This is a genomic window from Novosphingobium sp. Fuku2-ISO-50 (genome assembly GCF_001519055.1).
Classification (GTDB): Bacteria; Pseudomonadota; Alphaproteobacteria; order Sphingomonadales; family Sphingomonadaceae; genus Novosphingobium.
In genome coordinates this window covers 151,328-164,834 of the sequence record NZ_KQ954291.1, presented here as the reverse complement: position 1 = coordinate 164,834, position 13,507 = coordinate 151,328, and the positions used below count along the sequence as shown (strand labels likewise).

9 protein-coding genes are annotated in these 13,507 nt (G+C 64.4%); 4 read left to right on the top strand and 5 right to left on the bottom strand.

The genetic code is table 11. The features are described from left to right. Nucleotides 1-11: 11 nt before the first annotated feature. The gene (gene rpoB / locus AQZ50_RS11250; protein WP_067746542.1) at nt 12-4,181 is read right to left on the bottom strand and encodes a DNA-directed RNA polymerase subunit beta; all 4,170 of its coding nucleotides are present in this window, start codon (nt 4,179-4,181) and stop codon (nt 12-14) included. 667 nt (nt 4,182-4,848) lie between these two features. Between rpoB and rplJ the strand changes: the two genes are divergently transcribed. From rplJ to AQZ50_RS11235, 3 genes are all read left to right on the top strand, one after another. Further along, nucleotides 4,849-5,364 (top strand): 50S ribosomal protein L10, encoded by a 516-nt coding sequence (rplJ, locus tag AQZ50_RS11245; RefSeq protein ID WP_067746541.1) that lies wholly within the window; start codon nt 4,849-4,851, stop codon nt 5,362-5,364. A 63-nt stretch (nt 5,365-5,427) separates the two neighbouring features. Then, entirely contained in the window at nt 5,428-5,799 is a 372-nt protein-coding gene (rplL, locus tag AQZ50_RS11240) for a 50S ribosomal protein L7/L12 (RefSeq protein WP_067746540.1), read from the top strand. 179 nt (nt 5,800-5,978) lie between these two features. Then, the gene (locus AQZ50_RS11235) at nt 5,979-7,301 is read left to right on the top strand and encodes an NRAMP family divalent metal transporter (RefSeq protein ID WP_082703591.1); all 1,323 of its coding nucleotides are present in this window, start codon (nt 5,979-5,981) and stop codon (nt 7,299-7,301) included. Here the strand turns inward: AQZ50_RS11235 and AQZ50_RS11230 are convergent. The 4 genes from AQZ50_RS11230 to AQZ50_RS11215 all read right to left on the bottom strand — a co-directional run bounded on the left by AQZ50_RS11230 (nt 7,298) and on the right by AQZ50_RS11215 (nt 11,953). After that, nucleotides 7,298-8,515, bottom strand: coding sequence for an MFS transporter (locus tag AQZ50_RS11230; protein ID WP_231730232.1), 1,218 nt, complete (start codon nt 8,513-8,515; stop codon nt 7,298-7,300). The two genes, AQZ50_RS11235 and AQZ50_RS11230, sit on opposite strands and share 4 nt — an antisense overlap. Before the next feature lie 92 nt (nt 8,516-8,607). Beyond that, complete coding sequence (gene adh, locus AQZ50_RS11225) at nt 8,608-10,131, bottom strand: aldehyde dehydrogenase (protein WP_067746539.1); 1,524 nt, start codon at nt 10,129-10,131, stop codon at nt 8,608-8,610. A 178-nt stretch (nt 10,132-10,309) separates the two neighbouring features. After that, complete coding sequence (locus AQZ50_RS11220; protein ID WP_067746538.1) at nt 10,310-11,299, bottom strand: helix-turn-helix domain-containing protein; 990 nt, start codon at nt 11,297-11,299, stop codon at nt 10,310-10,312. Between the two features lie 189 nt (nt 11,300-11,488). Then, nucleotides 11,489-11,953 (bottom strand): c-type cytochrome, encoded by a 465-nt coding sequence (locus AQZ50_RS11215; RefSeq protein WP_082703590.1) that lies wholly within the window; start codon nt 11,951-11,953, stop codon nt 11,489-11,491. Nucleotides 11,954-12,017: 64 nt separating this feature from the next. Between AQZ50_RS11215 and AQZ50_RS11210 the strand changes: the two genes are divergently transcribed. Continuing rightward, the gene (locus AQZ50_RS11210) at nt 12,018-13,457 is read left to right on the top strand and encodes an MATE family efflux transporter (RefSeq protein ID WP_067746537.1); all 1,440 of its coding nucleotides are present in this window, start codon (nt 12,018-12,020) and stop codon (nt 13,455-13,457) included. Nucleotides 13,458-13,507: the final 50 nt, after the last annotated feature.

Genomic DNA, 13,507 nt, shown 5'->3' with positions numbered 1-13,507 from the left:
CGGCCCGCCGGTCATTCCGCTGCGTCGGCCAGGCTGTCGTCATCATCGTCAAACGATGACAATTCGACATTGAGGCCGAGACTGCGCATTTCCTTCACAAGCACGTTGAAGCTTTCGGGAATGCCGGCCTCGAACGTATCGTCGCCCTTGACGATCGCTTCGTAGACCTTGGTGCGGCCGACGACGTCGTCCGATTTCACCGTGAGCATTTCCTGCAGGGTATAGGCGGCGCCATAGGCCTGCAGGGCCCAGACTTCCATTTCCCCGAAGCGCTGGCCACCGAACTGCGCCTTGCCGCCCAGCGGCTGCTGGGTAACGAGGCTGTAGGGCCCGATCGAACGTGCGTGGATCTTGTCGTCGACAAGGTGGTGCAGCTTCAACATGTAGATGATGCCCACCGTGACCTTGCGGTCGAACGCTTCCCCGCTGCGCCCGTCATAGAGCGTGACCTGGCCCGATGTGTCGAGCCCGGCCTTGGCCAGCATCGCCGACACGTCGGGTTCGCGCGCGCCGTCGAACACCGGGGTTCCCATCGGCACGCCGGCCTTCAGGTTTTCCGCCAGTTCGACGATTTCGAGCACGTTGCGGTTTTCGATCTCGGCGTAATACTTTTCGCCGTAGATGTCCTTCAGCTTGTCGACCAGCGCAGTCGGCGGCGGAGCCACCGCCGGATCGGGATTGGCATGGCGCCAATCTTCGAGCGCTTCGCCGATCTGCTTGCCAAGGTTGCGCGCAGCCCAGCCGAGGTGCGTTTCGAAGATCTGCCCGACGTTCATGCGGCTCGGCACGCCCAGCGGGTTGAGCACGATGTCGACATGGGTGCCGTCGGCCAGGAACGGCATGTCTTCGACCGGCAGGATGCGGCTGATCACACCCTTGTTGCCGTGACGACCGGCCATCTTGTCACCCGGCTGCAGCTTGCGCTTCACCGCGACGAAGACCTTGACCATCTTGAGCACGCCGGGGGCGAGTTCGTCGCCCGCTTCGAGCTTGGCCTTGCGGTCTTCGAACTTTTCCTGGATCGCCTTGACGGTCGCATCGTACTGCGCCTTGACCGCTTCGAGCTGCGCCTGACGCGCATCGTCGGCCACCGCGAACTTCCACCATTCGTGACGTTCGACCTCGGCGAGCACTTGCTCGTCGATCTCGACGCCCTTCTTGACGCCCTTGGGCGCGGCAGCGGCGACGTGCCCGATCAGCATGTCGCGCAGGCGGTTGAACGTGGCGCGGTTCAGGATGCCGCGTTCGTCTTCGCGGTCCTTGGCGAGGCGTTCGATTTCCTCGGCCTGGATCGCGCGGGTACGGTCATCGACCTCGATCCCGTGACGGTTGAACACGCGCACTTCGACGATCGTGCCCGACACGCCCGGCGGCAGACGCAGCGAGGTGTCGCGCACATCGCTCGCCTTTTCGCCGAAGATCGCGCGGAGCAGCTTTTCTTCCGGCGTCATCGGCGATTCGCCCTTGGGCGTGATCTTGCCGACGAGGATGTCACCCGGATGCACTTCGGCGCCGATATAGACGATGCCCGCTTCGTCGAGGTTGCGCAGGGCTTCCTCGCCGACGTTGGGAATATCGCGGGTGATGTCTTCGGGCCCGAGCTTCGTGTCGCGGGCCATGACTTCGAATTCCTCGATGTGGATCGAGGTGAACACGTCGTCCTTCACGATCCGTTCGGAGATCAGGATCGAGTCTTCGTAGTTGTAGCCGTTCCAGGGCATGAACGCGACGAGCACGTTGCGGCCCAGCGCCAGCTCGCCAAGGTCCGTCGAAGGACCATCGGCGAGAATGCCGCCCTTTTCGACCAGCTCGCCCACTTTCACCAGCGGGCGCTGGTTGATGCAGGTGTTCTGGTTCGAACGCTGGAACTTTTGCAGGGTATAGATGTCGACGCCGGACTGGCCGGCCTCGATGTCGCCCGAGGCGCGGATGACGATACGCGTCGCATCGACCTGGTCGACGATACCGCCGCGCAGCGCGGAAATCGCGGCGCCCGAATCGCGCGCCACGGTTTCTTCCATGCCGGTGCCGACAAACGGTGCGTCGGCCTTGACCAGCGGCACCGCCTGGCGCTGCATGTTCGAGCCCATCAACGCGCGGTTGGCGTCATCGTTTTCCAGGAACGGAATGAGCGACGCGGCCACCGAGACGAGCTGTTTCGGGCTGACGTCCATCAGCGTGACCGTGTCGCGCGGAGCCATCACGAATTCGCCGTTCTGCCGCGCCGAAACGAGTTCTTCGGCAAACGAACCGTCGGGATTGAGGCCAGCCGAGGCCTGCGCCACGGTGTGCTTCTGCTCTTCCATCGCCGACAGATAGGTGACGTCGCTGGTCACCTTGCCGTCGATCACCTTGCGGTACGGGGTTTCGATGAAGCCGTACTTGTTGACGCGGGCAAACGTCGAGAGCGAGTTGATCAGACCGATGTTCGGCCCTTCGGGCGTTTCAATCGGGCAGATGCGGCCATAGTGCGTGGGGTGAACGTCGCGGACTTCGAAGCCGGCGCGTTCGCGAGTCAGACCGCCCGGCCCGAGCGCCGAAACGCGACGCTTGTGCGTCACTTCGGACAGCGGGTTGGTCTGATCCATGAACTGCGACAGCTGCGACGAGCCGAAGAATTCGCGCACCGCGGCCACCGCCGGCTTCGCATTGATCAGGTCGTTGGGCATGACCGTCGACACGTCGACCGAGCTCATGCGCTCCTTGACCGCGCGTTCCATGCGCAGAAGGCCGACGCGATACTGGTTTTCGAGCAATTCGCCGACCGAACGCACCCGGCGGTTGCCGAGGTTGTCGATGTCGTCGACTTCGCCCTTGCCGTCCTTCAGGTTCACCAGTTCCTTGACCACGGCGAGAATGTCGTCGGTGCGCAAGGTGGTGACGGTGTCGGGGCAATCGAGGCTGAGACGCATGTTGAGCTTCACGCGGCCGACCGCCGAAAGGTCATAGCGGTCGCCGTCGAAGAACAGGCCGTCGAACAGCGCTTCGGCGGTTTCGCGCGTCGGCGGTTCGCCGGGGCGCATGACGCGATAGATGTCGGCCAGCGCGTGATCGCGATCTTCGGCCTTGTCCGCCTTCATCGTGTTGCGGATCCACGGACCCGTGCTGACATGGTCGATGTCGAGCAGTTCGAGCCGGTCGATGCCCGCGCGGTCGAGCACTTCGAGGTTTTCAGGGGAAACTTCGTCGCCCGCTTCGATCCAGATGCGACCGGTCGATTCGTCGATCAGGTCGAGCGCGGAATAGCGGCCAAAGATTTCCTCGGTCGGGATCAGCAGCTGTTCGAGCCCGTCCTTGCCCGCCTTGTTGGCGGCGCGGGGGCTGATCTTGGTGCCCGCCGGGAAGATCACTTCGCCCGACTTCGCATCGACGATGTCGAACGTCGGCTTGGTGCCGCGCCATTGATCGAGCACAAACGGCACGCGCCAGCCGCCTTCGGCACGGACCCAGATCACTTTCTGATAGAAGTGGTCGAGGATCTGCTCGCCGTTGAGGCCCAGCGCATAAAGCAGGCTGGTGACCGGCAGCTTGCGCTTGCGGTCGATGCGGACGTTGACGATGTCCTTGGCGTCGAATTCGAAATCGAGCCACGAACCGCGATAGGGAATGACGCGCGCGGCAAACAGGTATTTGCCCGAGGAATGCGTCTTGCCGCGGTCGTGATCGAACAGCACGCCCGGCGAACGGTGCATCTGGCTGACGATGACGCGCTCGGTGCCGTTGATGAAAAAGGTGCCGTTGTCGGTCATGAGCGGAATGTCGCCCATGTAGACATCCTGCTCCTTGATATCGATGAGCGACTTGGTTTCGGTTTCGGCGTCGACTTCAAAAGTCGCCAGCTTCAGCGTCACTTTCATCGGCGCGGCATACGTGATCCCGCGCTGACGGCACTCGTTGACGTCGTATTTCGGCGATTCGAGGACGTAACCGTCCTTTTCCTTGATATCGAGGCTGGCGGTGCCCGCGAAATCCTGGATCGGGAAGACCGAGCGCAGCGTCTTTTCCAGACCCGAAACATAGCCGGTGGCCGGGTCCGAGCGCAGGAACTGTTCGTACGATTCGCGCTGGACCTCGATCAGGTTCGGCATCTGCACGACTTCGTGATTGTCGCCGAAGATCTTGCGGATACGCTTCTTCACGCCGGGGCGTGAGCCCGTGAAGACGGGGGGCTTGGTCGCCATAGGAGGGTCGTGCCTCTTTGCTCGAATCGCCGGAAAAACCGACAGAAATGTTGCCACGCGCGGCTGGTGGCACCATCAAACGGGAAAAGGCCGCAAGCCTGGCACGCACCCTTTCCCGATGGTAATCCATGGAAAAAAGATGGCACCGGCCGCAGCCTGCCGCGTCAGATGGATGACCTGCGTTTCCTTCCCTGGCCTTCCCCCGCGCATGGGAAAGCCTTGCTCGAAACGCTGGACTTGTTCCGTTACCTAGGCCTGCGTCGGGCGGTTGTCAAATGGGGGGCTCCCGCACCCAAATCGGCAATGTCAGTTCGCCCCAGCGTTTTCGGCCTGATGCCAAGTTTCCATAAACGCGGCGAATCCTTGACTCCGCCCGCGTTGCTGCTATTGGCCCGGCGCTGACCGGGGTTCGCCCCGATCATCCGTCCGAGACAGTTGGTGCCATCCTTCGATGGCTTAATCATCCAGCCTAGGCGGGGAAAAGAGTTTCAACGGCCCGTCGCTCCCTTGCGGATGCGTGGTGCCCGCGCCGGATTTCGGCGCTTCTCCTTCCCTTGTCGATACGGACCCGCCCGCAATGGCGCGCATTTTCGCGTGACCGGCGCGGACAAACGTAGCCGGCCGCGCGGGGGCAATCCCCAAGCGGTCACATGTGAAGGAGTAAGGCATGGATCGTTCGCAGAAAGCCGAATCGGTCGCCTATCTCAACGAGCTCTTCAACGAGGCCGGCGCGGTGGTCATCACCCGCAACCTCGGCTTGACGGTGGCGCAAACCACCGCTCTTCGCACGAAGATCCGCGAGGCAGGCGCGACCTACAAGGTGGCGAAGAACCGTCTTGCCAAGCTTGCCGTCCAGGACACGCCCTATGCGGGTATCGGTGATCTTTTCACCGGCCCGACTGCGGTTGCCACGTCCAGCGATCCCGTCGCCGCCGCCAAGGTGATCGTCGATTTCGCCAAGACCACCGACAAGATCGAAATCTTGGGTGGCGGGATGGGTTCGCTCGTTCTCGATGCCGACGGGATCAAGGCTTTGGCCACGATGCCCTCGCTCGACGAACTGCGCGCCAAGCTCATCGGCCTCATTCAGGCTCCGGCGACCAAGATCGCCCAGGTTGTCACCGCTCCGGCGGCCAAGCTGGCGCGTGTCTTTGCTGCCTATGCCGAAAAAGACGCCGCGTAAGACACCGTTCGCACGATTTTCGCCCGGGCAACCGGGCACCACATATCTCAGGAGTGAAACATCATGGCTGATATCGCCGCTCTCGTAGCTGAACTTTCGAAGCTGACCGTTCTCGAAGCCGCCGACCTTGCCAAGGCTCTCGAAGAAGCATGGGGCGTCAGCGCCGCCGCCGCCGTTGCGGTTGCCGCTGCTCCCGCCGAAGCCGCCGCTGCGGTTGAAGAAAAGACCGAATTCGACGTCATCCTGACCGGCGACGGCGGGAAGAAGATCCAGGTCATCAAGGAAGTGCGCGCGATCACGCAGCTCGGCCTGACCGAAGCCAAGGCGCTGGTCGAAGCCGCTCCGAAGGCTGTCAAGGAAGGCGTCTCGAAGGCTGAAGCCGAAGAGATCAAGAAGAAGATCGAAGAAGCCGGCGGCACCGTCGAAATCAAGTAATTCGGCTACGTCCGCCCTTACCGGGGCGGGTACGAATTATGCAAAAAGGGGCGGCTCCATCACGGGGGCGCCCCTTTTTTGTGCTGCGAAGCATGCGCGGGGGCAAACAGACGCAGTTCAGCAAAATAAATGTCTCTCCCCGCTGTCAGCCATCACCATACACGTCTATCAGCGCCAGCATGACCAACCACGGCGACCCCCAAGACATCGCCAATCGACCGGCTCCCGCAACGACAGGGAGTTTGTGGCAAAAGATCCGCAATCATCCGCTGGCCCGGGTCGGCCCCGGGCTGATTACCGGCGTCGCCGATGACGATCCCAGCGGAATCGGGACGTATTCGCAGGCCGGCGCGCAATTCGGCCTCAACATGCTGTGGACGATGCCGCTGTGCTATCCGCTGATGTCGGCGGTGCAACTGATGTGTGCGCAGATCGGCCGGGTCACCGGCAAGGGGCTGGCGGCCAATATCAAGGCGGCGTTTCCGCGGCCCGTCCTGCTCGGCGTGATCGCGCTGCTGCTGATCGCCAACACGCTCAACATCGCGGCGGACGTGGCGGCGATGGGCGAAGTCGGCGAACTGGTCACCGGGATCGACCGCCATGCGATGACGCTGCTGTTCGTGGGCGTCACGCTCGGGCTGCAGATCGGCGTCGCCTATCACCGCTATGTCGTCTATCTGAAATGGTTGACGATCTCGCTGCTGGCTTATGCGGCGGTGCTGTTCACGGTGCATGTTCCGTGGGGGCAAGTGGCCTTGCGCACGTTGTGGCCCCGGTTTTCGCTCGATTCGGCCTCTGCCGCGATGATTGTCGCCGTGTTCGGCACGACGATCAGCCCCTATCTGTTTTTCTGGCAGGCCTCCGAAGAAGTCGAGGACATGAGACGCGCAAAGGGGCATGCGTTGATCGGCGCCGATCCGGTCGTCGCGCGCAAGGAACTGCGCCGGATGAGCTGGGATACCTGGTCGGGCATGGGCTATTCAAACCTTTCGGCCTGGTTCGTGATTTTGGCGACCGCCGTCACGCTCCATGTCGCGGGCATCACCGACATCAACACCGCCGCCCAAGCGGCCAGCGCCTTGCGACCGCTTGCCGGGAACTTTGCCTTTGCCCTGTTTGCGGTCGGATTGCTGGGGGTCGGGTTGATCGGCGTGCCGGTGCTGGCCGGATCGGGCGCTTATGCTGCGGCCGAGGCGATGAACTGGCGCGAAGGGCTGGAAGGGGACGCCCGCAAGGAACCCCGCTTTTACGGCGTGATCGCGGTCAGCGTCCTGCTGGGCCTGGGCATTCAGTATTCCCCGATCAGCCCGATGAAAGCCCTGTTCTGGAGCGCGGTGATCAATGGCGTGGTGGCCGTGCCGCTGCTCGCGGTGATCTGCCTGCTGGTGGTGAAAAAGGCGATCATGGGCGAATATACCGCCAGCCGCTGGCTGGTCGGCATGGGCTGGGTCACCACGGCGATGATGGGGGCAGCCGCCGCCTGCATGCTGTTACCCGCCTAAGGCAAGGCTGTTGCGAAAACCACCGCGCCTGCGGCACTGACCAATCCCGCAAAGGCAAAGGCCCAGGAAAAGCTGCCCGTCGCATCGACGATCATCCCGGTGACGACCGGGCCGATGATCCCCGACAGACTGCCGATTGCGTTCTGCACCCCGATCCAGCCGGCGGCATCGCGCGCGCCCGCATGGATCTGGCCCAGCGCATAGACCATCGTCGGCAGGCAGCCGAGGAACAGTCCGGTGCCGATCAGCGCGGCAAGCAATTGGGCCTGTCCTTGGGCGAGGGCGATCGCGGCGACCCCCGCAACCGAGCCCAATTCGGCAACGACGCAAAGCCACCGCTTGACTGTCGCGGGGCGTCCGCCGCGCCGCACGAGCACATCGGCCAATTGCCCCCAGCCAAGCGAGGCAAGCGCCTGCGCGGCATACGTCGCGCTGGCAAACAAAGTCATCGTCGGGATCGACAGGCCGCGCGATTTGACGAGATAGAGCGGCAGCCAGATCGAAACGAAGAAAAAGCCATAGTTCGCCAGCGCATGGGCCATGCCCATCGCCCACAGCGTGCGCCGCGCGAGCAAAGCCCCAAGCCGCGAGGGCCGATCCGCCGCCGCAACCATCGGCGCAGGCAAGCGCGCCTGAAGCATGAGCCAGGGCAGCACCCAGGCGAGCGTCGCCGCGCCAAACGCGAAAAACACCATGCGCCAGCCATGCCGGGCAAGGATCATTCCCCCCGCCAGCGTGCCCAGCGCGGGCCCGAGCGCCAGCCCCACCGCGACAACCGCATTGGCCAGCCCGCGCCGCGCCATGGGGACATGGGCGGTGATCAGCTTTGACGTGCACGGAAACAGCGCCGCTTCGCCCAGCCCGAGCAGGAGACGCAAGGTCACCAGCATGGCAAGCCCCGAAGTCAGGCTGGTGAGCAAGGTCGAGGCCGCCCAGAGCGCGACCGAAATCGCCAGCACGCGCCCCGCCGGCCAGCGGTCGGCAAGCGCACCGATAAACGGCTGGGTCAGCCCATACGTCCAGAAAAAGGCCGAAACGGCGAGGCCGAAGCGCGTCGCCGAAAGTCCCAGCGCCTGGCTCATCAGCGGCGCGGCAATGCCGATGGCGCCGCGATCGACGAAATTGAACAGGACCGCCAGCGCCAGCATGGCGACCAGAGCGGGAACGAGCCGGCGATCCATGCTCCGGCCCTGCCCGATCGTCTGTACGTTCATGAACCCCGCCCCGCTGTCATGGCGGTGGGCTTAAAGACCGCAGCGCAACAAGTACAGAGGCGGGGAAGGCATGCCCTCCCCGCCCTGTCCGATCAGAAGAAGCCGAGCTTCTTGGGGCTGTAGCTGACCAGCATGTTCTTGGTCTGCTGATAATGGTCGAGCATCATCTTGTGCGTTTCGCGGCCAATGCCCGACTGCTTGTACCCGCCGAACGCGGCATGCGCGGGATAGGCGTGATAGCAGTTGGTCCACACCCGCCCGGCCTGGATCGCCCGGCCAAAGCGATAGCAGGTATTGGCATCGCGGCTCCACACCCCGGCGCCAAGGCCGAACGGGGTGTCATTGGCGATGGCAAGCGCTTCCTCGGCATTGCGGAAGGTCGTCGTCGAGACCACCGGGCCAAAGATTTCTTCCTGGAAGATGCGCATCTTGTTGTGGCCCTTGAACACCGTCGGCTGGATATAAAAGCCGCCGGCAAGTTCGCCGCCAAACGTCGCCGCCGCGCCCCCGGTCAGCACTTGCGCCCCTTCATCGCGCCCGATCTGCAGATAGCGCAGGATCTTTTCCTGCTGTTCGGCGCTGGCCTGCGCGCCGAGCATCGTGGCGGGATCGAGCGGGTTGCCCTGCACGATCTGGTTCACGCGGGCGATCGCGCGTTCCATGAAGCGGTCATAGATCGATTCGGCGATCAGCGCGCGGCTCGGGCAGGTGCAGACTTCGCCCTGATTGAGCGCGAACATGACAAAGCCTTCGATCGCCTTGTCGAAGAAATCGTCGTCATGCGCGGCAACGTCTTCAAAGAAGATGTTCGGGCTCTTGCCACCCAGTTCCAGCGTCACCGGAATGAGATTTTCGCTGGCATATTGCATGATCAGCCGACCGGTCGAGGTTTCGCCGGTGAACGCGATCTTGGCAATGCGCTTCGACGACGCCAGCGGCTTGCCCGCTTCAAGGCCAAATCCGTTGACGATGTTGAGCACGCCTGCCGGCAGGAGGTCGGCAATCAGTTCGGCCAGCACCAGAATCGAGGCCGGGGTCTGTTCGGCAGGCTTGAGCACGACGCAGTTGCCCGCAGCGATCGCCGGGGCCATTTTCCACGCGGCCATCAGGATCGGAAAGTTCCACGGAATGATCTGCCCGACAACGCCGAGCGGTTCGTGAAAGTGATAGCCGACGGTGTCGACGTCGATTTCCGAAATCGAGCCTTCCTGCGCACGGATACACCCGGCGAAATAGCGGAAATGGTCGATCGCCAGCGGAATGTCGGCGGCCATGGTTTCGCGGATCGGCTTGCCGTTGTCCCAGGTTTCGGCCGTCGCCAGCAATTCCAGATTGGCTTCAAGCTTGTCGGCGATGCGCAATAGCGCCAGCGCACGATCGCCCGGCGCGGTGTGGCCCCAGGCTTCGCGGGCGGCATGCGCGGCATCGAGCGCGAGATTGATGTCAGCTTCGTCCGAGCGGGCGACCTGGCACACGACTTTGCCGTTGATCGGCGAGACATTGTCGAAATAGCGACCGGCGACCGGCGCCACCCACTTGCCACCGATGAAATTGTCATAGCGCTTCGCAAAAGGCGAAACGAGCGCAGCTGTCTTGTCGGCTACCAGAGTGTTCATGGGGAGATCCTCTCGACTGCATGCCGGGCCCTGAATCGGCCGGCGTTTTGGTTGTTCCGTGATCGCGCCGCACGGTCCGGCAGGAAAGCCCCCCGATGCCGGTGACCCGCTGCGGCTGTATCATCGGCGAGACAGCCTTGTGAGCGGCACCGGCCTGCGGGCCATCAATGCAGGGCCATCAATGCAGGGACGGGGTCATCCCGACACGTTCCATGCGGCGATAGAATGTCGCGCGACCGATGCCGAGCAGACGCGCCGCCGCCGCGACATTGCCCCCCGATCGCGCCAGCGCCTGACGCAGCACGGCGCGTTCGGCATCGCCGAAACCGGCCTGTTCCGACGCTTCGCCCAGGACATGCGCCAGCGGCAAGGGGGCCAGCCCGCCGCGTGCGGCAAGGCCGAGCTGGCGGCGCGCAGTGCGGGTCGCCCCGATCACCAGGTCATCGCGATCGACCGCGAGCAGCGCGCTGCCTTGCGCCGTCGGCCCTTCGTGACCCGCGCCGACATAGACGATCCGCGAAGCGGCATAGCGGCTGCAAAAGAAATCGCGCTCGATCGAACGCGCCGCATCCTGCACCAGCGCGGCGACCATCCCCGCCACGGCTTCCGCCTGATCCGCACGCGCAGTCGACACATCGAGCGCGGCGACCAGCTTGCCGGTCGGGTCGAAAATCGGCGCATCCATGCACGAAACCCCGACATTGCGGCTGGCGAAATGTTCATCGCGCATGATCGTGACCGGGCGCGCCTCGACGAGGCAGGTGCCGATACCGTTGGTGCCCTCGGCCTGTTCGCTCCACGCGGCGCCGGGGACCAGCCCGACCGAATCGAACAGCGCGCGCTCAGCCGCTGTGGCGCGCGCTTCGAGCACGACGCCGTCGAGATCGGAAATGATCACACAGGCCCCGATCGCACCGACATTGCCGAACAATCGGTCGAGCGTCGGCCGCGCGGCGGCAAGCAGTTCGCCGTTGGCTTCGCGCAACCGGGCAATCTCGGCCGCATCGAAGCGTTCGCGTCGCCGTTCGGTCGCCGGATCGAGCTTGTGATGCAGCGCCGAGCGGCACCACGATGCCGCAACCGCCGAACGCGCCGCCGCCTGCCCCGAGGCAACGGTATCGAGCACGACCTCGCAATGATCCTTCGGCTGATTTCGTGAAGTCGCCATGGCGTCAAACCTCTCCGCCGCGGCATTGGACCTGCGAATCGGAATTCGCGGATGCTGCCTTCATGGGTTTTGCCGGGCGGCCTTAATCCTTGCCCGGCACCGCAAAATTGCAAGCGCCGTGCGACGAAGGGTGCCCGATACCTGTCCCATTAACGAGACAGGCGCCCAAAAGCCGTTCCCAAACCCCCTTCAGTGCAGCGTTTTGAGATAGGCGATGATCTGCCGCCGCTTTTCGGGATCGGGCTGCCCGGCATAGCCCATGCGCGTACCGGGAACGAGCGCGACCGGATTCGCCAGCCACTTGTCGAGCGTGGCATCGTCCCATGTCAGCCCCGACCCTTTCAGCGCCGGCGTGAAATCATAGCCGGGGACATCGCCGGCGCGCGTGCCATAGACCGCAAACAGGCTCGGCCCGACCACGGTCTGGCCCTTTTCGACCGAATGACACGAACGACAGATCCCGAATGCCCGCGGCGAGGCGCCGAAGGCCGCAACGGCAGATGCCCCACCAGCATCTGCGCCAGATGTCATGGCAGAGGCGGGGTCGGCGGGATCGCCGGCATCGACCGTGACGTCGGGCTGTGGTTCGCCGCAAGCGGCGAGCGGCATGGCCAGCGCAAGCGCAAGCCCCAGGCGTATCGATCCGATGGTCATATCCGACAAGGCTCCCGGTCAGATGATTCCATCTGACTTCAAATCCCTCTATGGCATCCGCACAATGTTTGAAAACCCGCCTCGCACCGTGTTCGATGAAGCGCGCGCCACGGTCAGCCTCGCCGCGCCGCTGGTCGCGGCAAACCTTTTGCAGATGGCCGTGTTTGCGCTCGACGTGGTGTTTGTCGCAAGGCTGGGGCCTTCGGCGCTGGCGGCATCATCGCTGGCGGTGTCGGTGTTCGGACTGTTGATCTGGAGCCTGACCGGGCTGGTCGGCGCGGCCTCGCCCCTGATCGCGGCCGAACTCGGCCGGCGCAGCCATGCCGTGCGCGAAGTGCGCCGGTCGGTGCGCATGGCCGGCTGGGCCGGGTTTGGCGCGGCGATCGCGGCCATGGCGGTCTGCACCATGCTCGGGCCGATCCTGACGCTGACCGGGCAGGAACCCAAAGTCGTCGCGCTGGCCGTCCCGTTCATGCACATCCTGATGTGGGCGGCGGTCCCGACCGTAATCGGCGCGCTGTTGCGGGGCACATTGGCGACACTGGGTCGGCCCGGTGTGGGCACGGCGGTCTCTGCGCTGGCGGTGCTGCTCAATGGAACGGGCAACTGGTTGCTGGTGTTTGGCCATTGCGGCCTGCCCGCGCTCGGCCTCGAAGGCGCCGCGCTTGCCAGCGTGACGACGAGCACGGTGACGATGCTGGTCTTTGCCGCGGTCATCCGGTTTGACCGTCGGCTGCACCGCTATCGCCTGCTCGGCCGCTGGTGGCGCGCGGATTGGGTGCGGCTTGCCGACGTGTTGCGCATCGGCCTGCCGATCATGGCGACGATCATTGCCGAAGCCGGGCTGTTCAACGGCGCGGCGTTTCTGATGGGGCGGATCGGGGAATTGCCGCTGGCGGCGCATACGCTGGCGCTGCAATTCGCCTCGATCACGTTTCAGGTGCCGTTTGGCATTGCCCAGGCGGCGACGATTCGCGTGGGCCGCGCCTATGGCGCGCGCGATCCGCACGGGATCATGTTGGCGGGCCGGGTCGGGCTGCTGACCGGAGTCGGTTTCATGTCGCTGGCGGCGGCCCTGCTGCTGTTTGCGCCGCGCGCGATCATCGCGCTCTATATCGACCCGTCCTTGCCCGCCAATGCGCCGCTCGTCGCGCTGGCGACCCGCTACATGGTCGTCGCCGCCGCATTCCAGCTGTTCGACGGGGCGCAGACGGTGGGCTCCGCCCTGCTGCGCGGGCTGCAGGACACGCGCGTACCGATGGCGATCGCGCTGTTCGGATATTGGGTTCCGGGGCTTGGCACGGCGATCTGGCTCGGGCTTTATACCCCGCTCGGCGGCGTCGGCGTGTGGATCGGGCTGCTGATCGGGCTGGTGGTGGTCGCCGCGCTGCTGATGGGGCGCTGGTTTCGGCGCGATGCGCTGGGGCTGGTGCCGCATGCCGCGCCCCATCCGATGCCCATCGCTGTCCCGGCGCGCGACGAATCTGTCATCGCCCCCTCTTGACGCCCCCCTTCGACGCACCCATATCCCGCCTGCTGGCACTCGGCAGCTCC

What these genes read in the sequence shown, in the direction of transcription:
- rpoB (WP_067746542.1), bottom strand. Translation starts at nt 4,181, where the DNA reads ATGGCGACCAAGCCCCCCGTCTTCACGGGCTCACGCCCCGGCGTGAAG.
- rplJ (WP_067746541.1), top strand. Translation starts at nt 4,849, where the DNA reads ATGGATCGTTCGCAGAAAGCCGAATCGGTCGCCTATCTCAACGAGCTC.
- rplL (WP_067746540.1), top strand. Translation starts at nt 5,428, where the DNA reads ATGGCTGATATCGCCGCTCTCGTAGCTGAACTTTCGAAGCTGACCGTT.
- AQZ50_RS11235 (WP_082703591.1), top strand. Translation starts at nt 5,979, where the DNA reads ATGACCAACCACGGCGACCCCCAAGACATCGCCAATCGACCGGCTCCC.
- AQZ50_RS11230 (WP_231730232.1), bottom strand. Translation starts at nt 8,515, where the DNA reads ATGAACGTACAGACGATCGGGCAGGGCCGGAGCATGGATCGCCGGCTC.
- adh (WP_067746539.1), bottom strand. Translation starts at nt 10,131, where the DNA reads ATGAACACTCTGGTAGCCGACAAGACAGCTGCGCTCGTTTCGCCTTTT.
- AQZ50_RS11220 (WP_067746538.1), bottom strand. Translation starts at nt 11,299, where the DNA reads ATGGCGACTTCACGAAATCAGCCGAAGGATCATTGCGAGGTCGTGCTC.
- AQZ50_RS11215 (WP_082703590.1), bottom strand. Translation starts at nt 11,953, where the DNA reads ATGACCATCGGATCGATACGCCTGGGGCTTGCGCTTGCGCTGGCCATG.
- AQZ50_RS11210 (WP_067746537.1), top strand. Translation starts at nt 12,018, where the DNA reads ATGTTTGAAAACCCGCCTCGCACCGTGTTCGATGAAGCGCGCGCCACG.